The organism is Pseudomonas sp. NPDC087029, assembly GCF_044745345.1.
Taxonomy (GTDB): Bacteria; Pseudomonadota; Gammaproteobacteria; order Pseudomonadales; family Pseudomonadaceae; genus Aquipseudomonas; species Aquipseudomonas faucium.
Genome location: NZ_JBIVAB010000009.1, coordinates 117,954 through 142,849, shown reverse-complemented (window position 1 = coordinate 142,849; position 24,896 = coordinate 117,954). Strand labels below are relative to the sequence as shown.

At 61.0% G+C, this 24,896-nt stretch carries 22 protein-coding genes and 1 other RNA gene; 16 read left to right on the top strand and 7 right to left on the bottom strand.

The annotated features are described in order from the left end of the window. Positions 1-12: 12 nt before the first annotated feature. The 3 genes from dnaJ to grpE form a co-directional block, all read right to left on the bottom strand. Positions 13-1,137, bottom strand: a complete 1,125-nt coding sequence (gene dnaJ, locus ACIPG5_RS16455; protein WP_176517370.1) for a molecular chaperone DnaJ — start codon at positions 1,135-1,137, stop codon at positions 13-15. A 203-nt stretch (positions 1,138-1,340) separates the two neighbouring features. Then, complete coding sequence (gene dnaK, locus ACIPG5_RS16450; RefSeq protein ID WP_176517371.1) at positions 1,341-3,266, bottom strand: molecular chaperone DnaK; 1,926 nt, start codon at positions 3,264-3,266, stop codon at positions 1,341-1,343. Positions 3,267-3,367: 101 nt separating this feature from the next. After that, complete coding sequence (gene grpE / locus ACIPG5_RS16445; RefSeq protein WP_236238051.1) at positions 3,368-3,922, bottom strand: nucleotide exchange factor GrpE; 555 nt, start codon at positions 3,920-3,922, stop codon at positions 3,368-3,370. A 191-nt stretch (positions 3,923-4,113) separates the two neighbouring features. Between grpE and recN the strand changes: the two genes are divergently transcribed. Continuing rightward, on the top strand, positions 4,114-5,787 hold the full coding sequence (gene recN / locus ACIPG5_RS16440) for a DNA repair protein RecN (RefSeq protein ID WP_176517373.1): 1,674 nt from the start codon (positions 4,114-4,116) through the stop codon (positions 5,785-5,787). Between the two features lie 221 nt (positions 5,788-6,008). Here the strand turns inward: recN and fur are convergent, their stop codons facing one another. Further along, positions 6,009-6,413, bottom strand: a complete 405-nt coding sequence (gene fur, locus ACIPG5_RS16435) for a ferric iron uptake transcriptional regulator (protein WP_008096237.1) — start codon at positions 6,411-6,413, stop codon at positions 6,009-6,011. 97 nt (positions 6,414-6,510) lie between these two features. Between fur and bamE the strand changes: the two genes are divergently transcribed. Further along, a complete protein-coding gene (gene bamE, locus ACIPG5_RS16430) occupies positions 6,511-7,044 on the top strand; it encodes an outer membrane protein assembly factor BamE (RefSeq protein ID WP_176517374.1) in 534 nt (177 codons plus the stop codon). Positions 7,045-7,123: 79 nt separating this feature from the next. Here the strand turns inward: bamE and ACIPG5_RS16425 are convergent, their stop codons facing one another. Then, positions 7,124-7,558: a type II toxin-antitoxin system RatA family toxin gene (locus tag ACIPG5_RS16425; RefSeq protein ID WP_176517375.1), complete on the bottom strand. Its 435-nt coding sequence runs from the start codon at positions 7,556-7,558 to the stop codon at positions 7,124-7,126. 163 nt (positions 7,559-7,721) lie between these two features. On the opposite strand from ACIPG5_RS16425, the gene smpB reads away from it, so the two are divergent. After that, positions 7,722-8,204, top strand: coding sequence for an SsrA-binding protein SmpB (gene smpB, locus ACIPG5_RS16420; RefSeq protein WP_016391772.1), 483 nt, complete (start codon positions 7,722-7,724; stop codon positions 8,202-8,204). Positions 8,205-8,310: 106 nt separating this feature from the next. Here the strand turns inward: smpB and ACIPG5_RS16415 are convergent, their stop codons facing one another. Beyond that, positions 8,311-9,078, bottom strand: a complete 768-nt coding sequence (locus tag ACIPG5_RS16415; protein WP_176517376.1) for an FCD domain-containing protein — start codon at positions 9,076-9,078, stop codon at positions 8,311-8,313. A gap of 255 nt (positions 9,079-9,333) precedes the next feature. Here ACIPG5_RS16415 and ACIPG5_RS16410 point away from each other — a divergent pair, with 255 nt between their 5' ends. The 12 genes from ACIPG5_RS16410 to ACIPG5_RS16355 all read left to right on the top strand — a co-directional run bounded on the left by ACIPG5_RS16410 (position 9,334) and on the right by ACIPG5_RS16355 (position 22,600). Continuing rightward, positions 9,334-11,004 carry a lactate permease LctP family transporter gene (locus ACIPG5_RS16410; RefSeq protein ID WP_401376340.1) on the top strand — a complete coding sequence of 557 codons (1,671 nt, stop codon included), beginning with the start codon at positions 9,334-9,336 and terminating at the stop codon, positions 11,002-11,004. A gap of 63 nt (positions 11,005-11,067) precedes the next feature. Beyond that, positions 11,068-12,213, top strand: a complete 1,146-nt coding sequence (gene lldD / locus ACIPG5_RS16405) for an FMN-dependent L-lactate dehydrogenase LldD (RefSeq protein WP_401376338.1) — start codon at positions 11,068-11,070, stop codon at positions 12,211-12,213. Between the two features lie 73 nt (positions 12,214-12,286). Beyond that, a complete protein-coding gene (locus ACIPG5_RS16400) occupies positions 12,287-15,103 on the top strand; it encodes an FAD-binding and (Fe-S)-binding domain-containing protein (protein WP_401376336.1) in 2,817 nt (938 codons plus the stop codon). Between the two features lie 614 nt (positions 15,104-15,717). Continuing rightward, positions 15,718-15,987, top strand: a complete 270-nt coding sequence (locus tag ACIPG5_RS16395) for a hypothetical protein (protein ID WP_401376334.1) — start codon at positions 15,718-15,720, stop codon at positions 15,985-15,987. Continuing rightward, on the top strand, positions 15,980-16,228 hold the full coding sequence (locus ACIPG5_RS16390; protein ID WP_401376331.1) for a DUF3077 domain-containing protein: 249 nt from the start codon (positions 15,980-15,982) through the stop codon (positions 16,226-16,228). The genes ACIPG5_RS16395 and ACIPG5_RS16390 overlap by 8 nt, the downstream gene beginning before the upstream one ends. A 196-nt stretch (positions 16,229-16,424) precedes the next feature. Next, positions 16,425-16,718, top strand: coding sequence for a hypothetical protein (locus ACIPG5_RS16385; RefSeq protein ID WP_176518147.1), 294 nt, complete (start codon positions 16,425-16,427; stop codon positions 16,716-16,718). Between the two features lie 99 nt (positions 16,719-16,817). Continuing rightward, positions 16,818-17,209, top strand: a transfer-messenger RNA (tmRNA) gene (gene ssrA, locus ACIPG5_RS16380). Between the two features lie 187 nt (positions 17,210-17,396). After that, the gene (locus ACIPG5_RS16375; protein WP_401376328.1) at positions 17,397-18,653 is read left to right on the top strand and encodes an integrase domain-containing protein; all 1,257 of its coding nucleotides are present in this window, start codon (positions 17,397-17,399) and stop codon (positions 18,651-18,653) included. Positions 18,654-19,608: 955 nt separating this feature from the next. Further along, complete coding sequence (locus tag ACIPG5_RS16370) at positions 19,609-21,006, top strand: YfjI family protein (RefSeq protein WP_401376325.1); 1,398 nt, start codon at positions 19,609-19,611, stop codon at positions 21,004-21,006. Further along, positions 20,990-21,349: a hypothetical protein gene (locus ACIPG5_RS16365; protein WP_316906432.1), complete on the top strand. Its 360-nt coding sequence runs from the start codon at positions 20,990-20,992 to the stop codon at positions 21,347-21,349. The genes ACIPG5_RS16370 and ACIPG5_RS16365 overlap by 17 nt, the downstream gene beginning before the upstream one ends. Then, positions 21,327-22,307 (top strand): integrase domain-containing protein, encoded by a 981-nt coding sequence (locus ACIPG5_RS16360; RefSeq protein ID WP_401376322.1) that lies wholly within the window; start codon positions 21,327-21,329, stop codon positions 22,305-22,307. Before ACIPG5_RS16365 ends, ACIPG5_RS16360 begins: the two co-directional genes overlap by 23 nt. Next, positions 22,304-22,600 carry a hypothetical protein gene (locus ACIPG5_RS16355; protein ID WP_401376319.1) on the top strand — a complete coding sequence of 99 codons (297 nt, stop codon included), beginning with the start codon at positions 22,304-22,306 and terminating at the stop codon, positions 22,598-22,600. Before ACIPG5_RS16360 ends, ACIPG5_RS16355 begins: the two co-directional genes overlap by 4 nt. Positions 22,601-22,712: 112 nt before the next feature. On the opposite strand, the gene dcm is transcribed toward ACIPG5_RS16355, so the two are convergent. Continuing rightward, positions 22,713-24,107, bottom strand: a complete 1,395-nt coding sequence (gene dcm, locus ACIPG5_RS16350) for a DNA (cytosine-5-)-methyltransferase (protein WP_316906435.1) — start codon at positions 24,105-24,107, stop codon at positions 22,713-22,715. Positions 24,108-24,341: 234 nt separating this feature from the next. Here dcm and ACIPG5_RS16345 point away from each other — a divergent pair, with 234 nt between their 5' ends. Beyond that, positions 24,342-24,764 carry a very short patch repair endonuclease gene (locus tag ACIPG5_RS16345; RefSeq protein WP_401376316.1) on the top strand — a complete coding sequence of 141 codons (423 nt, stop codon included), beginning with the start codon at positions 24,342-24,344 and terminating at the stop codon, positions 24,762-24,764. Positions 24,765-24,896: the final 132 nt, after the last annotated feature.

Below are 24,896 nucleotides of genomic sequence, written 5' to 3'. Positions count from 1 at the left end.
GCCAATTCCTTATCAGAGATCGCCGAAGAAGCGCTTCACGCCATCGAACCAGCCATTGGCCTTGGGCGAGTGGGAGCTGTCACCTTCGAGCGAGTCACGCAGCTCTTCGAGCAGCTCGCGCTGACGGCGGCTGAGGTTGACCGGGGTCTCGACCGCCACGCGGCACAGCAGGTCACCTGCACCACCACCACGCACCGGCGCCACACCCTTGCCGCGCAGGCGGAACTGCTTGCCGGTCTGGGTGCCTTCGGGGATCTTCAGCTTCACGCGACCATCGAGGGTCGGCACTTCCAGCTCGCCACCCAAGGCAGCGTCGGTGTAGCTGATCGGCACTTCGCAGTACAGGTGCTTGCCGTCACGCTGGAAGATCTCGTGCTCGCGCACGTTGATCACCACATACAGGTCGCCAGTCGGGCCGCCGTGGGTGCCCGCCTCGCCTTCGCCGGACAGGCGGATGCGGTCGCCGGTATCGACACCGGCCGGCACCTTGACCGACAGGGTCTTGTATTCCTCGACACGGCCTTCGCCGTGGCACGAGCCGCAAGGGTCGGTGATGATCTTGCCCTGGCCATGGCAGCGTGGGCAGGTCTGCTGCACCGAGAAGAAGCCTTGCTGCATGCGCACCTGGCCGATGCCGCCGCAGGTCGGGCAGGTGGCCGGGGTCGAGCCCTTCTTGGCGCCGGAGCCATCGCAGGGCTTGCAGTTGACCAGCGTGGGAACGCGGATATTGACCGTGGTGCCACGCACCGCTTCTTCCAGGTTCAGCTCCAGGGTGTAGCGCAGGTCGCTGCCGCGCTGGGCGCCGCCACGCGAACCGCCGCGGCCGCCACCGAAGAAATCGCTGAACACATCACCGAAGATGTCGGAGAAGTTGGCGCCACCGAAGCCGGCACCACCGCCACCCATGCTGGGGTCGACGCCGGCATGACCGTATTGGTCGTAGGCCGCGCGCTTGCTCGCATCGGACAGCACTTCGTAGGCCTCGTTGGCCTCCTTGAACTGCTCTTCCGACTCTTTGTCACCCGGGTTGCGGTCGGGGTGGTACTTCATCGCCAGGCGGCGATAGGCCTTTTTGAGATCACCTTCACTGGCGCCACGCTCGACACCCAGGACCTCATAATAATCACGCTTTGCCATAGGTCATTTGCACTCTTGGGGGCGTTCGGCATACCTCTGCGCTATGCGCTGTGCCGCAGCAGCTGCCAGCCCGCAGGGGCTTTGACAGATGCTGTAAAAATTCTCGTATTCCAGACACACCAACGCGGGAGCAAGCCCCCGCGCGGCGACATCCTACCAGTTCACCGGCTAACGCCGGTGAACTGGCCGACAACATGCAACGATTACTTCTTGTCGTCGCCTTTTACTTCTTCGAACTCGGCGTCAACCACGTCGTCGTGCTTGGCTTCAGGCTCGGCCTGCTGCTGGGCAGCGCCTTCCGGTTGCTGAGCCTGATCGGCGTACATCTTCTGGGCAACCGGTGCCGAGACTTTCGACAGTTCTTCGACCTTGGCGTCGATAGCAGCCTTGTCGTCGCCTTTGACGGCGGCTTCCAGGGCAACCACGGCCGCTTCGATGGCCGTCTTCTCTTCGGCGGTGACCTTGTCACCGGCGTCAGCGACCATCTTGCGGGTCGAGTGAACCAGTGCATCACCCTGATTACGGGCAGCGGCCAGTTCTTCGAACTTGCGGTCTTCCTCGGCGTTGGCCTCGGCGTCACGCACCATGCGCTCGATTTCCTCGTCGGACAGGCCGGAGTTGGCCTTGATCACGATCGATTGAGCCTTGCCGGTGGCCTTGTCTTTGGCGCCGACGTGCAGGATGCCGTTGGCGTCGATGTCGAAGGTCACTTCGATCTGTGGCACGCCACGCGGTGCTGGCGGAATGTCAGCCAGGTCGAACTTGCCCAGCGACTTGTTCTGCGCAGCCTGCTTACGCTCGCCCTGCAGCACGTGAATGGTCACGGCGCCCTGGTTGTCGTCGGCAGTCGAGAACACCTGCGACTTCTTGGTCGGGATGGTGGTGTTCTTCTCGATCAGCGCGGTCATCACGCCGCCCATGGTTTCGATACCCAGGGTCAGCGGGCTGACGTCCAGCAGCAGCACGTCTTTCACGTCACCGGCCAGTACAGCGCCCTGGATGGCAGCACCCATAGCCACGGCTTCGTCCGGGTTGACGTCCTTGCGCGCTTCTTTACCGAAGAAGTCGGCAACGGCCTTCTGCACCATCGGCATACGGGTCTGGCCACCGACCAGGATCACGTCGTCGATCTTGCTGGCGTCGATGCCGGCGTCTTTCAGGGCGATGCGGCAAGGCTCGATGGTACGTTGAACCAGGTCTTCGACCAGCGACTCCAGCTTGGCGCGGGAGATCTTCACGTTCAGGTGCTTCGGACCGGTCGCATCTGCAGTGATGTACGGCAGGTTGACGTCGGTCGACTGAGTCGAGGACAGCTCGATCTTGGCTTTTTCAGCAGCTTCTTTCAGACGCTGCAGGGCCAGTGGATCGTTCTTCAGGTCCATGCCGGACTCTTTCTTGAACTCGTCGACGAGGTAGTCGATCAGGCGCATGTCGAAGTCTTCACCACCGAGGAAGGTGTCGCCGTTGGTGGCCAGTACTTCGAACTGGTGCTCACCGTCGACTTCGGCGATTTCGATGACCGAAACGTCGAAGGTACCACCACCCAGGTCATAAACGATGACGGTGTGATCGCCCTTGGCCTTGTCCATGCCGTAGGCCAGCGCAGCGGCGGTCGGCTCGTTGATGATGCGCTTGACGTCCAGGCCGGCGATGCGACCGGCGTCTTTGGTGGCCTGGCGCTGGCTGTCGTTGAAGTACGCCGGTACGGTGATGACCGCCTCGGTGACAGGCTCGCCGAGGTAGTCTTCGGCGGTCTTCTTCATTTTCTTCAGGACTTCGGCGCTGATCTGTGGTGGCGCCATGTCTTTGCCGTTGGCCTGGACCCAAGCGTCGCCGTTACCGCCCTTGACGATCTTGTAAGGCACCAGCTTGATGTCTTTCTGCACGACGTCTTCTTCGAAGCGGCGACCGATCAGGCGCTTCACGGCGAACAGGGTGTTGTGCGGGTTGGTCACCGCCTGGCGCTTGGCCGACTGGCCGACCAGGATTTCGCCGTCGTTGGCGTAGGCCACGATCGAAGGGGTGGTACGCGCGCCTTCGGCGTTCTCGATGACCTTGACGTTACCGTTTTCCAGAATGGAGACGCACGAGTTGGTGGTCCCCAGGTCGATACCGATGATTTTGCCCATGTTTACTCTCCCGAAACTTGAATTTGGTGGCAGCGACTACTTTGGCCAACTGCGGTAATACTTGAAGGCTTGACACTTAGATGGGGATGCCCCGTCGGATTTCAAGCCTTCTCATCGATCGAAGGTTGCGGGGCGGCTGGCGCCTTGCTCACCACTACCATCGCAGGGCGCAGCAGGCGGCCGTTGAGCAGGTAGCCCTTCTGGAACACGTTGAGCACGCTGTTCGGCTCGACCTCGGCGTTTTCCTGCATGGCCATGGCCTGGTGGTGCTCAGGATTGAACGGCTGGCCGTGCGGGTCGATGGCTTCGAGGTTGTAGCGCTTGAGGGTGTCCTGGAACATCTTCAGGGTCAGCTCGACGCCATCGCGGATGGTCTTGACCTGCTCGTCCTGGGCGCTCGAATGCGCCAGGGCCAGCTCCAGGCTGTCGATGACCGGCAGCAGGTCGCCGGCAAACTTCTCGAGGGCGAACTTGCGGGCCTTGTCGACTTCCTGCTCGGCGCGGCGGATGCTGTTCTGCGCTTCAGCTGCAACACGCAGGGATTGATCCTTGGCGGCGGCCAGCTGCTCCTCGAGCTCCTGAACGCGGGCGCCGTTATCCACTGGGGCGGCCTCTTCGGCATTAAGGTCTTTCTCGTTCAGCTGTTCGTCAGCCATGGGGTCTCTCCTCTGCAATTTCTGTTGTACGAGCAAAGCTCGCCGTGTCTGCCGGCTATATGGGGCCGGAAAAACCAGCTTCAAGGGGCAAGGCGGTTTTCCAGGCGGCGAGAAAATCCGCCGAGGGACATTGGCAGGGTCGAAAAAAGTACTGTATAAATAACCAGACCTGAACTTCGGGAGCCGCCCCCATGCTGGTGCACCTGTCCATTCACAACTACGCCATCGTCGAACACCTCGACCTCGAACTGGCCCGCGGCATGTCGGTCATCACCGGCGAAACCGGCGCCGGCAAATCGATCATGCTCGACGCCCTCGGCCTGGCCCTGGGCGACCGTGCCGACAGCGGCGTGGTGCGCCCCGGCGCCGACAAGGCGGACATCCTCGCCACTTTCGACCTGGTGGACATTCCCGAAGCACACACCTGGCTGGCCGAACGCGACCTGGACAACGACGGCCCGTGCATCCTGCGCCGCGTCATCACCGCAGAGGGCCGCAGCCGTGGCTACATCAACGGCACGCCCTGCCCCCTGGGCGATCTCAAGGCGCTCGGCGAGCTGCTGATCGACATCCACAGCCAGCACGAGCACCAGTCGCTGCTCAAGACCGACACCCACCGCCGCCTGCTCGACGAGTATGCCGGCGCCGTCGACCTGGCCCGCCAGGTGCAGCTGGCGGCCAAGCGCTGGAACCAGACGCGCCTGGAGCGGGAGCGCCTGGCCAACTCCGGCGATGAACAACGCGCCCGCCACCAGCTGCTCAGCTACCAGCTGGAAGAGCTGGACAACCTTGGCCTGGGTGAAAACGAACTGGAGCAACTGGAGCAGGAGCACAAGAACCTGACCAACGCCGAAGCCCTGTTCGGCATCTGCCGCCAGGTCATCGACCAGTGCAGCGAAAGCGACTCGGGCAACGTGCTCAGCGCCCTCACCTCCAGCCTCAACCGCCTTGGCGCTGCGGCCAATACACCCAAGGCCCTGGGCGAAGCGGCCAACCTGATTTCCAGCGCGCAGATCCAGATAGAGGAAGCGGTCGGCGAGCTCAACCGCTTCCTCGACAACTTCGACGCCGACCCGATGCGCCTGCAATCGCTCGAAGAACGCCTGGACACCATCTATACCCTGGCGCGCAAACACCGGGTGCACCCAACCGAGCTGCCGCACCTGCAGCAGCAATTGATGGAAGAACTGGAAAGCCTGAATGCCAGCGACGAGTCGATCGAGCGCCTGGGCGAGGAGCTGACCGCCTTTGCCCAGCATTACCAGGCCAAGGCAGTCGAGCTGAGCGCCCTGCGCCAGCAGGCGGCCCAGCAACTGGCGATTGCCGTGGAACAGGAAATCCAGCGCCTGGGCATGCCGGGCGGGCGCTTCTGCATCGAGCTCACGCCCAATGAAGGCAACGACCTGTCGCCCCATGGCCTGGAGCAGATCGAACTGCTGGTCAGCGCCAACCCCGGGCAGCCGCTCAAGGGCCTGGCAAAGGTGGCATCGGGCGGCGAGCTGTCACGTATCAGCCTGGCGATCCAGGTCATTACCGCACAGACCTCGCGCATCCCGACCCTGGTGTTCGACGAGGTCGATGTCGGTATTGGCGGGCCTACTGCCGAGATCGTCGGCCAGTTGCTGCGCCGGCTGGGCGAGCGCGGGCAGGTGCTGACCGTGACCCACCTGCCGCAAGTGGCAGCGCAGGGGCATCACCACCTGTTCGTGCACAAGGTGCGCAACAGCGACACCACCCATACCGCCGTGGCCAGCCTGGGCAAGCGCGAACGGGTCGAGGAAGTGGCGCGGATGCTGGGCGGTATCGACCTGACCAAGGAATCGCTGGCCCATGCGCGCAAGATGGTGGTGTCCGGCAAGGCCTGATGTCGCTCGCAAGCTAGCGCATTGATTGTAGGAGCGGCCTTGTGTCGCGAAAGGGCCGCAACGCGGCCCCAGGAAGCCAGTTGCACAGCTTGAATTGCCGGGGCTGCGCTGCAGCCCTTTCGCGACACAAGGCCGCTCCTACAGCCCACCCGAAAAGCATTCTTCAAAAAGCACAAAGGCGACCCTAAGGTCGCCTTCGCTATTCATAACGATCGAAATCGTTACTTTTTCTTACGCACATACAGGACCAGGTTGTGGTCCACCAGCTCGTAGCCATGCTCGGCCACGATCTCCTTTTGACGCCGCTCGATTTCGGCATCCATGAATTCGATCACTTCGCTGGTCTCCACGTTGACCATATGGTCGTGGTGACCGCCGTCCGCCAGCTCGAACACCGCGTGACCGCCATCGAAGTTGTGCCGTACCACCAGCCCCGCCGCTTCGAACTGGGTCAGTACGCGATAGACGGTTGCCAGACCGACGTCCTCGCCAGCCTCCATCAGCGCCTTGTAGACATCTTCAGCGCTCATGTGACGTTGCTCGGTCGAATCGAGCATTTGAAGGATCTTGACTCGAGGCAGGGTTACCTTGAGACCGGCTTTGCGCAATTCGCTATTTTCAACCATGGTCAGCTTTCTCGCCGATGCTGCTTCGCAGCTTCTCTTAATACGGGTATGATCGGGGTTTACGTTGTCCAGCCAAGATAGTGGAAGTCGCCCACCGATGCAAAACACCAAGCTCTTGCTAAACAGCCTCGCCCTCGCGGGACTGCTCGCACTCGCCGGTTGCTCGTTTCCCGGGGTTTACAAAATCGACATCCAGCAGGGCAATGTCGTTACGCAGGACATGATAGACCAATTGCGCCCGGGAATGACCCGCCGGCAAGTAAGGTTTATCATGGGCAACCCGCTCATTCAGGATACGTTCAACACCAACCGTTGGGACTACCTGTACAGTCTGCAGCCTGGTGGCGGCCAACGCCAGCAGGAACGCATGAGCATCTTCTTCAACGAGAGCGACCAACTGGTCAGCCTGTCCGGCGACTTCATGCCCGGCGTGAGCAAGGACCAGGAAATCCTCGGTGGCAGCAGCGATACCACGGTCAGCCCGGCTACCCAGCCCGCTCAGCCCGCGCCGCAGCCGGAAGAAAAACCTGCCAAGCCAGGTTCGGTGGAAGAATCCATCCAGCGCGAAATCGATACCATCGAGACCACGCCGGTCCCGACCCCAGCACCGCTGGAAACCTCGCCGCAGTAAATGCAGGCGACATGAAAAAGCCCGGACATGTCCGGGCTTTTTTGTGGGCGCCTATATAGCGATAAGCGCTTGCGGCTAATCAGCCATTGAGCTGCTTGGCCCGCTGGCAGAAGGCATCCACCAGGGTATTGGCCGCCTGGTTGAACAGCGGCCCCAAGGTGGCGCGCACAATCGGCCCGGCATAGTCGAACGACAAGTCCAGGCTGATCTTGCAGGCCTTTTCACCCAGCGGCTTGAACACCCACAGGCCATGCAGCTGGGTAAACGGCCCTTCTTCCAGGTTCATCTCGATGGACTGCCCCGGCACCAGCACATTGCGCGTGACGAACTGCTGGCTCATGCCGCCCTTGGCCACCTCCAGCTTGGCCCGCATGTGCGTGTCGCTGGCCTCGATCACCGTCGAGGCCGAGCACCAAGGCAGGAATTTCGGGTAGCTGGCCACATCGTTGACCAGATCGTAGAGCGCCTGGGCAGGGTACGGCAGCAGGGCGGAGCGTTGAATATGGGTAGTCATCCAGGCGTCACTTCCAAGGCTGGGTGGCGGCGCTTCGCAGCGTGCCGAAAACAGGTTCTGTACGTATGACAGGGGCTGTATTGTCCGGTATTCACCGCAGTGGCTCAAGCTCACCTAAATCCCGTAGCCGACGACGCAGTGTCTTGCCTATAATGCCGCCCCTATGGCTAAGCAAAAGAAACATCCGACCGGGACCATCGCGCAGAACAAGAAAGCGCGACACGATTACTTCATCGAACACAAGTTCGAGGCCGGGCTGGTCCTGTCCGGCTGGGAAGTAAAAAGCCTGCGGGCCGGCAAGGCGCACCTGACCGACAGCTACGTGCTGCTCAAGGATGGCGAAGCCTGGCTGTTCGGCAGCCACATCACCCCGCTGACCGCCGCCAGCACCCACGTCATCGCCGACCCTACCCGCACCCGCAAGCTGCTGCTGAACAAGCGCGAGCTCGAGCGCGTTGAAGCGGCGGTGGCGCAGAAGGGCTACACCTGCGTGGCCCTGGCGCTGTACTGGAGCAAGCACCTGATCAAGTGCGAAATCGCGCTGGGCAAGGGCAAGAAGGAATTCGACAAGCGCGACACCATGCGCGAGCGCGATTCCAACCGCGAGCTGCAGCGTGCGGTGCGCAACAAGGGCAAGGAAGAGTAAGACTTCTTTAGCCTGTAGCGGCCTGATCGCCGGCAAGCCGGCTCCCACAGCGGACAGCACATGTCTTGCGTGGGAGCCGGCTTGCCGGCGATCAGGCCGGTAAAGCTCAACGCCCGCTGCGCCTCTCTGCCCGCGCCACCCGCTGCGCCTCGTCCTGCGCCTCTTCCAGCACCTCCTGCACATACAGAATGTGCCGGCTGGACACCTCCCGCGCATCCTCCGCCCTGCCCTCGACAATCGCCAGGTACAACTCGCGGTGCTGGCTGATCAGCATGTCGCGCGTTTCGCTACGCTGCTGGTACATGCCGCCAATGTTGGTCACCACGTTGCGCTTGAGCAGGTCGAACAACCCCCGAATGGTATGCAGCAGCACGGCATTGTGGCTCGCCTCGGCAATCGCCAGGTGGAAGCGCGCATCCGCCGCCCCCTCCTCTGCCCGCGTCACTTCATCGGCCCGCGCATAGCAATCCTGCAAGGTATCGAACGCCGCCTTGAGCCGCTCGCGATCCGGCTCGGTAGCCCGCTGGGCCGCGTAATAGGCACAGGAAGCCTCCAGCGTATGGCGAAACTCCAGCAGGTCACGCTGCGCCTCGGCGCTGTGCTCGAGCAGTTGCAGCAGCGGGTCACTGAAGGTCGAGCCCAGCGACTCGGCCACATAGTTGCCGCCACCCTGGCGGCTGACCAGCAAGCCCTTGGCCACCAGCTTCTGGATCGCCTCACGCAGTGACGGGCGCGACACACCGAACTGTTCGGCCAGGACGCGCTCGGCCGGCAGCCGCTGCCCGGAGGTCAGCGTGCCTTCGAGAATCATCCCTTCCAACCGATCGACGATATCGTCGGACAGGCGCCGTTGGCGGACCTGATCAAAAACCATCACATGCTCTCCACAAACCCCCGGCAGATTTCAGGGGGCGCCTATTCTCGCCGATCCGGCCCTCGCCAGCACCCATCAGCCAGTGATTTTCCCTGGCGATCAGCTGCCCATTCATCGGCCCGCGAGCAAAGTTTTGCGCGGGACAAATTGACACACCGACGACAGCGCTTTTAACCTAGCGACCAGACATTGTAAATTGGTCTTACCAATTATCCAATGCCAGTGCTGACCAACAACAATTAGGGGTTACCCCATATGCAAACCTGGCAACAACTCTATTCGCCGCTTGGTAGTCTTGGCCTGTCCGCACTGGCGGCAGTCATCCCCATCGTCTTCTTCTTCCTGGCCCTGGCCGTGTTCCGCCTCAAAGGCCACGTTGCCGGCAGCATCACCCTTGGCCTGTCGATCCTGGTGGCGATCTTCGCCTTCCAGATGCCTGTCGACATGGCCCTCGCCGCCGCAGGTTACGGCTTCCTCTACGGCCTCTGGCCGATTGCCTGGATCATCGTTGCCGCGGTGTTCCTGTACAAACTCACGGTCAAGAGCGGCCAGTTCGAAGTGATCCGCAGCTCGGTGCTGTCGATCACCGACGACCAGCGCCTGCAGGTGCTGCTGATCGGCTTCTGCTTCGGCGCCTTCCTCGAAGGCGCGGCCGGTTTCGGCGCCCCGGTGGCCATCACCGCCGCCTTGCTCGTAGGCCTGGGCTTCAACCCGCTGTACGCCGCTGGCCTGTGCCTGATCGCCAACACCGCACCGGTGGCCTTCGGCGCCCTGGGCATCCCGATCATCGTGGCCGGCCAGGTCACCGGCATCGACGCCTTCCACATCGGCGCCATGACCGGCCGCCAGCTGCCGCTGCTGTCGTTGTTCGTGCCGTTCTGGCTGGTGTTCATGATGGACGGCCTGCGCGGCGTGAAGGAAACCTGGCCTGCCGCCCTGGTCGCCGGCCTGAGCTTCGCCGTGACCCAGTACTTCACCTCCAACTTCATCGGCCCGGAACTGCCGGACATCACCTCGGCCCTGGCCAGCCTGATCTGCCTGACCCTGTTCCTCAAAGTCTGGCAACCCAAGCGCTCGTTCGCCGAAGCCAAAGGCAGCGTCGGCGCCGCCGTGGTACAGCCAAGCGGCAGCCAGCCGAGCCCGTACAGCTTCGGCGAAATCTTCAAGGCCTGGTCGCCGTTCCTGATCCTCACCGTGCTCGTCACCCTCTGGACCCTGAAGCCGTTCAAGGCGGCCTTCGCCCCGGGCGGCGCGATGTACAACTTCGTGTTCAACTTCGCCATCCCGCACCTTGACCAGTTGGTGATCAAGACCGCGCCGATCGTCAGCGCGCCCACCGCCATGCCAGCGGTGTTCAAGCTCGACCCGATCTCCGCCACCGGCACCGCGATCTTCCTCTCGGCGCTGATTTCCATGGCGGTGCTGAAGATCAACTTCAAAACTGGTCTGACCACTTTCAAGGAAACCTTCTGGGAGCTGCGCTGGCCGATCCTGTCGATCGGCATGGTGCTGGCGTTCGCCTTCGTCACCAACTACTCGGGCATGTCCTCGACCATGGCCCTGGTCCTGGCCGGCACCGGCGCCGCGTTCCCGTTCTTCTCGCCGTTCCTTGGCTGGCTGGGCGTGTTCCTGACCGGCTCCGACACCTCGTCCAACGCCCTGTTCAGCTCGCTGCAGGCCACCACCGCACACCAGATCGGGGTCAACGACACCCTGCTGGTGGCCGCCAACACCAGCGGCGGCGTGACCGGCAAGATGATTTCGCCGCAGTCCATCGCCGTGGCCTGCGCCGCCACCGGCCTGGTCGGCAAGGAATCCGACCTGTTCCGTTTCACCGTCAAGCACAGCCTGTTCTTCGCCACCATCGTCGGCCTGATCACCCTGATCCAGGCGTATTGGCTGACCGGCATGCTGGTTCATCACTAAAGTGAAAGGGGCCGGGCGCCCGCGCGCGCCCGGCATCTCCCTCAACCCACGCTGCGAGAATCCATGATCATTTCCGCCTCCACCGACTATCGCGCCGCGGCCCAACGCAAGCTGCCCCCGTTCCTCTTCCACTACGCCGACGGCGGCGCCTACGCCGAGCACACCCTGCGCCACAACGTCTCGGACCTGGCCAGCATCGCCCTGCGCCAGCGCGTGCTGAAGAACATGTCCGAGCTCAGCCTTCAGACCCAGCTGTTCGACGAAACCCTGAGCATGCCCGTGGCCCTGGCCCCGGTCGGCCTCACCGGCATGTACGCCCGCCGTGGCGAAGTGCAGGCGGCGCGCGCCGCGGCGGCCCATGGCATTCCGTTCACCATGTCGACGGTGTCGGTGTGCCCGATCGAAGAAGTCGCGCCTGCCATCGACCGGCCGATGTGGTTCCAGCTCTACGTGCTCAAGGACCGCGGCTTCATGCGCAATGCCCTGGAGCGCGCCAAGGCCGCCGGGGTGAAAACCCTGGTGTTCACCGTCGACATGCCGGTGCCCGGCGCCCGCTACCGCGACGCCCACTCCGGCATGAGCGGCGTCAACGGGCCGATGCGCCGCGTGCTGCAAGCCATGACCCACCCCGAATGGGCCTGGGACGTCGGCGTGATGGGCCGCCCGCACGATCTGGGCAACATTTCCAAATACCGTGGCAACCCCACCGGCCTTGCCGACTACATCGGCTGGCTGGGCAACAACTTCGACCCGTCGATCTCGTGGAAGGACCTGGAGTGGATCCGCGAATTCTGGGACGGCCCGATGATCATCAAGGGCATCCTCGACGCCGACGACGCCCGTGACGCGGTCAAGTTCGGCGCCGACGGCATCGTCGTGTCCAACCACGGCGGCCGCCAGCTCGACGGCGTGCTGTCCAGCGCCCGCGCCCTGCCGGCGATTGCCGATGCGGTCAAAGGCGACCTGAAGATTCTCGCCGACTCCGGCATCCGCAGCGGCCTCGACGTGGTGCGCATGATCGCCCTGGGCGCCGACACCGTGCTGATCGGCCGCGCCTTCCTCTGGGCCCTGGCCGTGCACGGCCAGGCCGGGGTGAAGAACCTGCTCGAACTGTTCGAGAAGGAAATGCGCGTGGCCATGGTGCTGACCGGCGCCAAGTCGATCAGCGAAATCAGCCGCGACTCGCTGGTCCGCGAACTGGGCGCCTGAGCGCCCGCCCCACACCGCCTGAATGACCGGGGCACACGGCGCGCCAGACGCCGTGGCCCCGCGAGGAGATTGCATGAGCCTGCCCGCCGCGTTCCTGCGTGATGTCGAGCACCTGATTCCCGCCGAACGCCGCTTCGACGACCCGACCTCGACATTGGCCTTCGGCACCGATGCCAGCTTCTACCGGCTGATCCCCAAGCTGGTGGTGCGCGTCGAGTCCGAAGACGAAGTGGTCGGCTTGATCCAGCTGGCCCAGCGCGAGCGCGTGCCGGTCACCTTCCGCGCCGCCGGCACCAGCCTGTCCGGCCAGGCCATCAGCGACTCGGTGCTGATCGTGCTCGGCGACAACTGGGGCGCCAAGGAAATTCGCGGCCAGGGCGAGCAGATCCGCCTGCAGCCTGGGGTGATCGGCGCCCAGGCCAACGCCTGGCTGGCCCCCTACGGGCGCAAGATCGGCCCGGACCCGGCCTCGATCAACGCCTGCAAAATCGGCGGCATCGTCGCCAACAATGCCAGCGGCATGTGCTGCGGCACCGCGCAGAACACCTACCACACCCTGGCCGGCCTGCGCCTGGTGCTGGCCGACGGCACCCGCGTCGACAGTGAAGACCCGGCCAGCGTCGCCGCCTTCGAAAACAGCCACGCCGAGCTGCTCGAAGCACTGGCCCGGCTCGGCCGCGAAACCCGCGCCAACACTGAACTGGCCGAGCGCATCCGGCACAAATACCGGCTGAAGAACACCACAGGCCTGTCACTCAACGCACTGGTGGACTACGACCAGCCGCTGGATATCCTGCAGCATCTGTTGGTCGGGTCCGAAGGCACCTTGGGCTTCATCAGCGCCGTCACCTACGACACCGTGCCCGACCACCCGCACAAGGCCAGCGCCTTGCTGGTATTCCCCAGCGTGGAAAGCTGCTGCCGCGCGGTCACCGTGCTCAAGCGCCAGCCCGTGTCCGCAGTCGAGCTGCTGGACCGACGTAGCCTGCGTTCGGTGCAGAACATGCCGGGCATGCCGCTGTGGGTCAAAGGCCTGTCGGACAACGCCTGTGCCCTGCTGATCGAATCCCGCGCCGCCAGCCAGAGCCTTCTTCATGAACAGTTACAGCAGGTAATGGCATCGATCGCCGACTACTCGCTGGAACAGAAAGTCGACTTCAGCGAAGACCCGGCGGTGTACAACCAGCTGTGGAAAATCCGCAAGGACACCTTCCCCGCCGTCGGCGCCGTGCGCCAGACCGGCACCACGGTCATCATCGAAGACGTGACCTTCCCCGTCGAGCAACTGGCCGAGGGCGTGAACCGCCTGATCCAGCTGTTCGACAAGCACCACTACGACGAAGCGATCATCTTCGGCCATGCCCTGGAGGGCAACCTGCACTTCGTCTTCACCCAGGGCTTCAACAGCCCCGAAGAAGTCGCGCGCTACCAGGCCTTCATGGACGACGTGGCGCAGCTGGTGGCCGTGGAGTTCGGCGGCTCGCTCAAGGCCGAGCACGGCACCGGGCGCAACATGGCGCCGTTCGTGGAGCTGGAGTGGGGCCGTGATGCCTACCAACTGATGTGGGCGCTCAAGCGCCTGCTCGACCCCAACGGCATCCTCAACCCCGACGTGGTGCTGAGCGAAGACCCGGACATCCACCTGAAGAACCTCAAGCCGCTGCCAGCCGCCGACGAAATCGTCGACAAGTGCATCGAATGCGGCTTCTGCGAACCGGTGTGCCCGTCCAAGGGCCTGACCCTCAGCCCACGCCAGCGCATCGTCATGTGGCGCGACATCCAGGCCAAGAAGCGCGCCGGCATCGACACCCGCGAGCTGCTGCAGACCTACCAGTACCAGGGCATCGACACCTGCGCCGCCACCGGCCTGTGCGCCCAGCGCTGCCCGGTGGGCATCAACACCGGCGAGCTGGTGAAGAAACTGCGCAGCCAGGCCGCCGACCACGCCAAGGTAGCCGACTGGCTGGCCGAGCACTTCCACACCGCCCTGGGCGGCGCACGCCTGACCCTCACCGCCGCCAACACCGCCCGCAAGCTGCTCGGCGCCCCGCGCCTGGGCCGCCTGAGCGCGAGCTTGAGCAAGGCCAGCAAAGGCCGCCTGCCGCAGTGGACCCCGGCCATGCCGCAGCCCCTGCGCAGCATCGACTTCGGCCCGGCCAGCCATGACGCCCGCCCCCGCGTCGTGTACCTGGCCGCCTGCGTCTCCCGCGTGATGGGCCCGGCCTACGCCGACCGCGAGCAAAGCTCGCTACTGGACAAGACCCGCGCCCTGCTGGAAAAGGCCGGCTACCAGGTGGTGTTCCCCGACAACGCCGACAGCCTGTGCTGCGGCCAGCCGTTCGCCTCCAAAGGCTACCCCGAGCAGGCCGAGCACAAGCGCCAGGAGCTGATCAATGCGCTGCTGCACGCCAGCCGCGGCGGCCTCGACCCGATCTACTGCGACACCAGCCCATGCACCCTGCGCCTGGTGCAGGACCTGGGCGAAACCCGCCTGGACCTGTACGACCCTGTACGTTTCATCCGCACCCACCTGATGGACAAGCTGGAGTTCAGCCCGCAGGAGGAGCCGGTGGCCGTGCACGTGACCTGCAGCACCCAGCACCTGGGCGAGAGCCAGGCGCTGATTGATCTGGCGCGGATGTGCAGCAAGCAGGTGGTGGTGCCGGAGGGGATTCACTGTTGCGGGTTTGCCGGGGACAAGGGCTTCACCACGCCCGAGCTGAATGCGCATTCGCTGCGTAGTCTGAAGGATGCGGTGCAGCATTGCGGGGAAGGGATTTCTACCAGCCGGACCTGTGAGATTGGGTTGTCCAGCCATAGCGGGATCGATTACCACGGGTTGGTCTACCTGGTGGATCGCGTCACCCGCCCGCGCAGTGCCTGCCGATAGTTATTCGGCGCCCTTGAGATCGAGCGCCGCCCGCGCGGCGCATCGCGGATAAATCCGCTCCTACATTTGTTGCAACGTGCCAATGCCTGATAGGCCATGGTTGTCAGCCTCGTGAGTACGGCGCAATGTCTCGGCGGGCGCCAAAAGCGGACAACCATGGCCTGACAGACCGTGGCACGTTGCAACAAATGTAGGAGCGGATTTATCCGCGATGCGCCGCGCGGGCGGCGCTCGATTTGTGCACCACCAAAAAACTCAAGACATGCACCTGCCAGCCCCACCACCCTCTCCAGCCGTAAGACTTTTCCCAAACTGAAACCAAATCCTTCTGAATTGGACACTTTGAGAATTATCCTACGATCGTTACAGACGTTTCGCTGTTGTTGCTCACAACCATCAGGGCTAATTTCCCAGAGTCGTTTTCGAACGATGTGGGCGTGAGAACCCTGTAAACATGACAGCAGCCTCGTTATGGCAGCCCTGCGCGGGCAGACTTCGGTCTGGCCGGCTTTCCCATGTTTACCGGTTTCTCACCCCGCGCATGGCTGCCACCCCACTCCCGTGAGAAGGATCGAGTTGGCAGCTCCTGTTCAGTAAACAAACTGGGAATTGCCATGATCAAAATCGTCCCCGACCCACCCCGCGCCACCCCCTATTTCTCCATCCACAGCGACATGCCCCCCACCGACGCCCTGGCCCATGCCAGCGAACTCCTGCGCGGCGTCGCCGAAACCATCGACGAACACTGCCGCACCCATTCAGGCGAATCCGGCCTGAGCATGCTGGGCAACGCCGCCCATGCATCCGAAACCTCAAGGGCGCTGATCGAACATGCCTTGACCGGCCTGCACACCGCAAAAGCCCGGGAGTGCGCCCATGAATGACCTGGTCAGAAACTCCAAAACCGCCGGCCGCGAAACCTTCGACCTGTTCCGCCTGCAGCCCGGCGTCCCCTTCGACCACGCCTTCAGCCAACTCTCGGTGCTGCTCGGCTGCATCCGCCACCTCACCACCGAAGCCGAAATGGAAAACGACCGCAAGGCCGGCAGCGCTGCGCGCATCCTCAGCGAAATGGCCAAGGCCCTGATCGACGACATGGAGCTGGGCATGAACAAATCCGCCTGATTCCACCCCCTGCCGCCCCTCCCACGTCATCTGTGGGAGCGGGCTTGCCCCGCGAATCGAGGGCAAAGCCCTCGCCCGCAAACATCCCGCCACACACCATCATGTCGCCAAGCCACCACCCCGATTGAACCCTCGCCAAATCCCGACAGTCCACCCTTACAGGCCCACCTTCCAGAGGCCTTGAAAGGAGACACCCATGAAAGGTACTGCGCTTTCCGCCCTCTTCGCGGCCGCCACCCTCCTGGCGTCCCCGGTGTTCGCCGCCGACGACCTCTGCGCCGCCAACCTGCAGAAGATCGACGACAGCATGGCCACCGCCGGCGCCACCTCCGAAGGCCTCGACAAAGCCCTGACCGAGCACGTCGACGAAGCCAAGGCCGCCCAGGCCTCCGGCGACACCAAGAAATGCATCGCCATCACCAGCAAAGTGCTCGAGCGCCTGGAGAAAACCGAAAAAGGCAGCGGCTCGTCCGGCGGCGCCGGCGCATGAGCCTTGAGCGGGCGGCACGAACCCGCAGTCGACGCCGCCCGCGCAAAGGCGTATACTCAGCGCCACGTGCCGAAAGGTACGTCAGCTAGAGCTGAGTGTGGGGCCGATCAGGATTCGACGCCGGTAGCGAAACTCTAGGTGCATGCCGAGTTGGTAACAGAACTCGTAAATCCACTGTTGCAACTTTCTATAGTTGCCAATGACGAAAACTACGAGGGCTACGCTCTCGCTGCGTAAGCAGCTGAGCCCGCTCTCCTGGTAGCTTCGGCTCCAGCAATCATCAGGGGATGCCTGTAAACCCGAAATGATTGTCATACAGAACAGGATCGTCGCGTAGCACGTTGGGGGCAAAGCGACTAAAACTTACCCAACTCGTCCAAAGCACCCTGCCCGTCGGGCGGCTGCGGATTAACTCAGTAGACACGGCTAAGCATGTAGTACCGACAGCGGAGTACTGGCGGACGGGGGTTCAAATCCCCCCGGCTCCACCAAATGATCAAACAAAGACGTCCACGGACGTCTTTTTTGTGTCTGGAAGTCAGTGAAATCAAGGGTTTACCGCTCCGCTGAGGGCCACAACGGTTTTTTGAGTTCCAGCCATCCCGGTATTCCCGGTGGTATTCCAGCCTACCTGGGGCTAATCTTGGGAATACCAAAAGGTGTCTTGGAGCCTCTCCCATGTGCGCTCAAACAGCTCGTCTCTCCGACCGCCAGCTCAAGACTGTCAAGCCCAAAGACAAGGACTACGTCCTCACGGATGGCGACGGCCTGCAGCTTCGCGTCCGGGTCAACCGCTCGATGCAGTGGAATTTCAACTACCGGCATCCGGTCACCAAGAATCGCATCAACATGGCGCTCGGCTCCTATCCCGAGGTCTCGCTGGCGCAAGCTCGGCGGAAAGCGGTTGAAGCCAGGGAAGTACTTGCGCAGGGGATCGATCCCAAAGCTCAGCGCAATGATCTCGCGCAGGCCAAACTAGCCGAGACAGAACATACGTTCGAGAAAGTAGCTAGCGCCTGGTTCGAGTTGAAAAAGGACTCGGTCACGCCGGCCTATGCTGAGGACATCTGGCGCTCACTCACGCTGCACGTTTTTCCGAGCATGAAATCGACTCCAATCTTGGAAGTCAGTGCACCGATGGTGATCAAGATCCTTCGCCCTATCGAAGCCAAAGGCAGCTTGGAAACGGTGAAGCGGCTTAGCCAGCGCCTCAACGAGATCATGACCTACGGGGTCAATTCGGGAATGATCTTCGCGAACCCGCTCAGCGGGATTCGGGCGGTATTCAAGAAACCGAAGAAAGAAAACATGGCGGCACTTCCACCTGAGGAGCTTCCTGAGCTCATGCTGGAAATTGCGAACGCCAGCATCAAACGCACGACCCGCTGCCTGATCGAATGGCAGTTGCACACCATGACTCGCCCCGCCGAGGCGGCGACTACTCGCTGGGCAGACATCGACTTTGAAAGGCGTGTCTGGACCATCCCGCCGGAGCGGATGAAGAAGCGCCGCCCGCACAGCATCCCGCTGAGCGATCAAGCCATGTCATTGCTGGAGATACTGAAGTCTCACAGTGGTCATCGGGAATACGTCTTCCCGGCAGACCGAAACCCTCGTACTCACGCCAATAGCCAGACCGCAAACATGGCGTTGAAACGCATGGGCTTCCAGGACCGCTTGGTCAGCCACGGCATGCGCTCGATGGCCAGCACCATATTGAATGAACATGGGTGGGACCCGGAGCTCATCGAAGTGGCGTTGGCGCACGTCGACAAGGATGAGGTGCGCAGTGCCTACAACCGAGCCGACTACATCGAGCGACGGCGGCCGATGATGGCTTGGTGGAGCGAGTACATTCTGAAGGCGTCGACGGGCAATCTCTCGGCCAGCGCGATGAATGTGGCTAGGGATCGAAACGTAGTACCCATCCGATAGGGCGGCGACAACGGCGACAGACCGCGTTCCATCTACATCCTTGTCGTCTGAGCGGATGGCGACAGTCGCCAACTCGCCTCGACCTTGGCTTCTCCGGCTAAGCCCGTGAGCATGGGGAGGCTTCGCATCCCCATGCTCACGGGCTAACACTAGAAAAGCGACAAACGGCCACTTTGCCACTGACACCCACCGACTTCCATAGCACGCCAGAGGTGGAATCTGGCGCATTTCCATGTGCCGTTCACCAATTGACCCGTGCCGCGGTGACCGATAGAACGAAGGTTCAAAGCGCTGCCTTAGGCAGCACCCCAGATGACCAGAGCCTTCAAGGTCATGCCGTTAACCCGGTGGTTCATCCCAAAGTGCGATTCGCGCCCGGAGGCTCGCACGGTCATTCGCCAGAATGATGGACGCCCTCTAAACAATCCGCCTAGTGCGGCTGCCCGCTAACCCTTTAGCCCTGCAGCAACGAACCTGCTCGGCCAACGTTTTGCGCCAACCGCTCGCCCGTCTCTTTTTCCAGAAAAGAGACGGGCGCTCCTACCACTGCTGCAGCCCTCATCGCACAGGGCTTTGCGGCAATTCCCCTCGTGACAATCGGCGTGACAAACGCAGATGTCACCAGCGACAGCCCTGTAGATGATGGTGCCGCAGACCAAGGAATGGACTGCACCTGACTGACAGTCAGGCATGCCCCGGTCATCGCAGTGCTGCTTGCTCCTGGCTCAGGATCTCGCGGCGCTGGTCTCGTCAGCCAGTGCAGCCTCCACCCGCCCACCGGTAACGGTGCTCAGGAGGCCAGATCATGAGATGCCCTTGCTCCTGGTCGTAAGGAGCCGCCAGTCCCGCGTCAGTGGACACCCTCACAGGTCGCAGGGGCCTTGATCCCTGATAACACTCAACATTCTTGGCGGGATGACGTGAGGGAGAGATCGGTAATTTATGGAGGACGGCTATGCAACTGCGCGAAGTACAAGGGCCACCACGCCCCTTGTTGGAACAGCAGATTACGCCCCTGCCCTACCCGGTCGAGGCGCTGGGCGATCTATTGGGGCCTGCCGTCGAACGCATGGCCGATGTAATCGGCGTTCCCTGCGCCATGGCCGCGCAATCCGTTCTGGCCACAGCAGCGCTAGCGAGCCAGGCGCACGCCAATGTTCACCTCGACGGCCGAAACTATCCGTTGTCGCTGTACTTGCTCACCGTGGCTTGCTCGGGTGATCGCAAAAGCGCGGTGGACCAAGTTGCGCTGCAAGCCGTACGCGACTGGGAGAGACAACAGTGGATCGCTTATGGCGAACAGCTCAAGGCGCACCGCGCCGCAATGAGCGCCACCGCAAAATCTCCGACCAAAAAAAAGTCGGTACAGCGAGCGCTAGACGCCCAACCTGAACCTGCCCAACCGAGACTGCTCAGTGCTGAGCCAACTGTTGAAAGCCTGGTGAAAAGCCTGTGCCATGGTTTGCCAAGCATGGGGCTATTCAGCGATGAAGGCGGGCAGTTTTTGGGCGGCAGCACCATGAGTAAAGACAACATGATCAAGGCGATCACTCACTTGTCGACGCTGTGGGACGGTAGCCCAATTGATCGGTCGCGCGCGATGGCTGGGGAAAGTCTGCGTGCCTATGACCGCCGCCTCAGCATGCACTTGATGCTCCAACCCCGACTGGCAGACCGCTTGCTGCAAGACGCTGATATCAAAGACCAGGGCATCCTGGGACGCTGCCTGATCAGTTGGCCAGAGCGTCTGGTTGGACAACGGCTGTACAAAGCGATCGACCTGACCCGTGATCCAAAGGTGCACCTGTACCAGCAGCGCATTGCCGCGCTCATGCAGAAGCCTTGGTCACGCCATAAAGACGGCGGCCTCAGCCCTGCAACCCTAGAGTTAAGCCCCCGCGCCCGTGAAGCATGGATTGCCATTCACGACACCATTGAATGCGAGTCCGGGGAATTCGGCGAGCTGGTCAACGTGCAAGCTGCTGCGGGCAAAGCCGCAGCGAACGTTCTCCGCATGGCTGGTGTGATGGCGGTGGTTGAAGAATCGACTGTCTTGGAAGAAATGCACATCCAGCGCGCCTCTACGCTGATGGACTACTACCTGGCCGAGAACCAACGACTGACCGAACAGGAACCACTGAACAAGCTTCGCGCAGAGGCCGATTGTCTGCTCCGCTGGTTGATTAAGAAGAACTGGCCACCGTTCCGCCTCCGCGATCTCACGCGAAACGGCCCTCGCTTTGCCCGTAAAAGCACGCGGCACACCTTCGAGCTATTGCTGCAGCTGGTTACCCATAACTGGCTGAACAATACCGGAGACATATTCGAGGTGCGCCATGTTCCGTCTCAATGACGCCGTGCGTCGCTACCAGGCGCAACATCGCTCGTCGACCGAATTGCGGCTTGTCGCCGCCACCGTTACCACTTTGTCGCCACGTGCCAAGCGACATGCAACGGGGGTTGTCGCCAGTGTCGCCACTGTCGCCACTACAACATCTGAGCTCATCGACCTCGCTCAGCTCATTGAGCAGTTGCAAGAAGAAGGAGCTCTGCTGGAACACACCGAAAATGCCCTCCTCATCCGCCCAGCACACTGGGGGCAGTTGGACAGCGTCGGCGCCCACTGGAAAGCCCTGCTGCTGCTCCTTCAAACCAAAGTTCACGGTGAAGACAATGGCGCTGGTCGGTCGGCGTGACGGTCGCAACTTTGGCTACGGCCGACAACTGAGCTACGCCGGTCGGCAGGCACTGCAAGATCTGTTTGCCGGCGGGCACTTCGCCACAATCAAAGCGCACAGCGATCGCTGGCAAGCCTTCGCGCGCTGGTGCCGGTCAGAAGACGGCCCCGGCTACAACGATGCGCGCCAGATCGATCAGCAGACATTGCAAGACTATGCCACTTATTTGCGCCAACTAATCAAGAAAGGCGAACTGTGCATCGCCACCGCGCAGAACCGCCTGAGCAGCGTCAACCGCACCCTCGCTGCGCTGCGCGGTGATCAGAACGTTACAATCGTCAGCCCGAGCCAGGCCTTGGGACAGCAGCGCTGCTTAGTGCGCGTCCGTGCGCCGGATGGCCAAGACCACCAAAAAGTGCAACAACTGCTTCAGGTGCTGGTTGAAAAAAAGCACGAGCGGGTGGCTGCGATTGTCATGCTGGCCCGAACTACCGGAATGCGTTTGCGCGAAGCAATCCTGGCGGATCTGCCACGCCTGCACCGCCAAGCCAAGCAAATTGGCCGTATCAACATCCAAGAGGGTACCAAGGGAGGGCGCTCGGGGGCATCAGCGCCGCGTTGGATCATCGCGAACGAAAAAGTAATCGCGGCACTCGAGTCGGCGCGTGAAGCGTCTCCCTTCGGCAGTCGCAACTTACTGGACCGCACTGAAAGCTACGCCGCATTCTTGCAACGAACGGTTCTCCCCGCCCGCGAAGTGCTGCGTACGTACGGATTGAAAGGCTTCCATGAATTGCGCGCAGCCTACGCTTGCGAACGCTACACTCAGCTCACAGGCCACCCTGCCCCAGTCAATCGATGTCAAAGCTATCGTATTGATTGCGATTTAGATCAAGCAGCCCGCAAGCAAATTAGCCTCGAGCTAGGGCATTATCGGGTTGACGTGGTTTCCGCCTACATAGGAGGGCGGATATGACCAAAACTTTTGATATGGAGCTGTTTTTAAGCGGTGTTTTAACGGGCTCGAAGCTCACCCAGCAGCGCCACCTACGGCAAGCTAAGATCATGCAAGCAGCCATTCAGCTTCGATGGCAGCGAGACAATCCTTGGGTTTGGCAGCTTAAACACTTGCGATGGTTTTTCGCACATTATCTAAAAAATCGCTCCTACAGCACCCGCTATTACTACAGACTAACAACCTTGATTATCTATAAACGGCTAGGCAAAAATGATCAGATGCTCATCGATTGGCTGAACACCAAGAAATGATAGCCCCGCCACTCTCTTTCTAGCCCGTCCATCTCAGCGAGCGCATCTTACTAGATGCGAAACGCTGCGATGGGGATACATAGACTTCAGACGACCTCAAACGCTTGCCGCCTCACCTTCCAATTTTTTCCTTTGCTTTCAAAATTCTTGACTTCATCATTTTTGCAACAGCCTCGAAAACAGGCACCGCCACTGAATTACCAAACTGACGATACGCCTGAGTGTCCGAAACAGGTATAACGAAGGTGCTTTCGCCTGGTTTGTCAAAGCCCATAAGCCTGGCACACTCTTGAGGTGTCAGCCGACGGGGGCGACTCAGACTGTTAACTTCGCCATAAAAGTCTAAGTTATCTGAGAATCCGCGATCGACCAAAATTTCCGAACCATCCTTATGATACCGTGCAGAAAGTGTACGAGCCACATCATTAGGACGAGTAAGGCCGAAGCCAAAGCCATTACCCTTCGCCTTGTGCTTTTGAGCATACTTGTACAAATACTCCCAAAGTTTAGGAGTCAGTACGTACTTACTATCAACGTTTTTATCAAGCAGATCACCAAAGGAAGGACGCTGAACCGGCTCAAACTTCGAAATATCCTTCAGTGTGAAACCCTGATGGACATTCAGGTCTCGCCTGAAGCCTACCAGGACGATCCGTTCTCGATGCTGAGGCAAGAACTTGACTGCATCGATGACCTTCGGATCAGCGCCTTTGGGAGCATTAACATCTGCTACCTCATAGCCCAGCTCATCTAACGTTTCACAAATAATCCGAAAAGTATTTCCTTTGTCATGACTTTTGAGGTTCTTGACGTTCTCGAGCAGGAAAGCAGCGGGACGCTTTGCCGCGATGATTCGGGCCACATCGAAAAATAAAGTGCCCTGAGTTTCACACTCGAACCCATGCTTGCGCCCTAAAGAATTCTTTTTCGACACACCTGCAAGAGAAAATGGCTGGCAAGGGAAACCCGCAAGCAGCACATCATGATCTGGGATTTCCCGATCGATATTTCGGTAAGCCTCTTCCTCACTAACCTCCGGTTTGTCCGAGAGCGTTACTGATCGAATGTCTAAATTAAAACGATGACGAGCAGGATCGCAATAGTGGTTAGCCTTATAGGTCCTGACCGCATATTTGTTCCATTCAGAAGTAAAGAGACATTCGCCCCCTACTGCCTCGAACCCCTTGCGAATTCCACCGATACCGGCAAACAAGTCGATAAAAGTGAAAGTTCTCTCCCCTTCCACCTTCCGTGGCAGCAGCTCACTAAGGCGTTTGTGGTCAATGTATGACAGCTTGGGAGATGCCTTGCCCTTATGCCAACGATTAATCGTCTCGCGACACCAATGTCCCGGGCTTGCTTCGTTAAGCACAGCAGCTAGAAAACCCTGATCATAAATTTCGAGCAGCTCCTGCAGTAACGCTCGATCGCTTCCTGCATAGTCACCGGATTGATCGGTTGCAGCAGCGCGCGGGTTTGCGCCTTGCACATCTTCAATAAAACTCATAAGCGCTCTCTGGGTCAAATCTGTGACGACACGTCACTATTCTATCCCTTAGATCAGCAATGTGAAGCGTTTTTTACCGAGGTATCCTAAGGACGCTACATCGTAGGCGGCGCCGCAGAAGCAGCCAAATCGCCAATGCCCCTTTCATGGAGGTCTGAAAAGGAGGTGAACCTCGTGTCATAGATGGAACCGAACGTAAAATGAACACAACTCCGCTCTGCCAATGGTAACGATATGGACACGGTCGATTCAGCAACTCGCTCCAGGATGATGTCTGGCATCCGAGGGAAGGATACCGCTCCCGAAATGCTGGTCAGACGATTCCTGCACAACCAAGGGTACCGATATCGCTTGCATCGAAAGGACCTCCCCGGGAATCCGGACATTGTGATTCCACGCCTCAAGGTATGCATTTTTGTCCATGGCTGCTTCTGGCATCGTCACCCCGGTTGCCGATATGCGACCACTCCCAAAACCCGACCTGAGTTCTGGGGTGACAAATTCCAGAAAAACGTAGCTAGGGATGCTGCCAACACGCTAGCGCTGGAGGCTCGCGATTGGACCGTCTTGATCGTCTGGGAGTGCCAGTTGAAAAAAGATCCCAAGACGTTGTCTAGGCTGGAACACCGGCTCCAAATGATTGCCCATGCTAGCTAAGGACGCGACCACGCCGCGGAGGTCACCTCCCTGCCGCAGTTTGCACCAGGCGGTACCGACAAGGTTGCCTTGTGGTGGCGGAGTGCAATTATACTGACCACTTCCGAGAGTCTCGCAGAGCTCATGGCACTG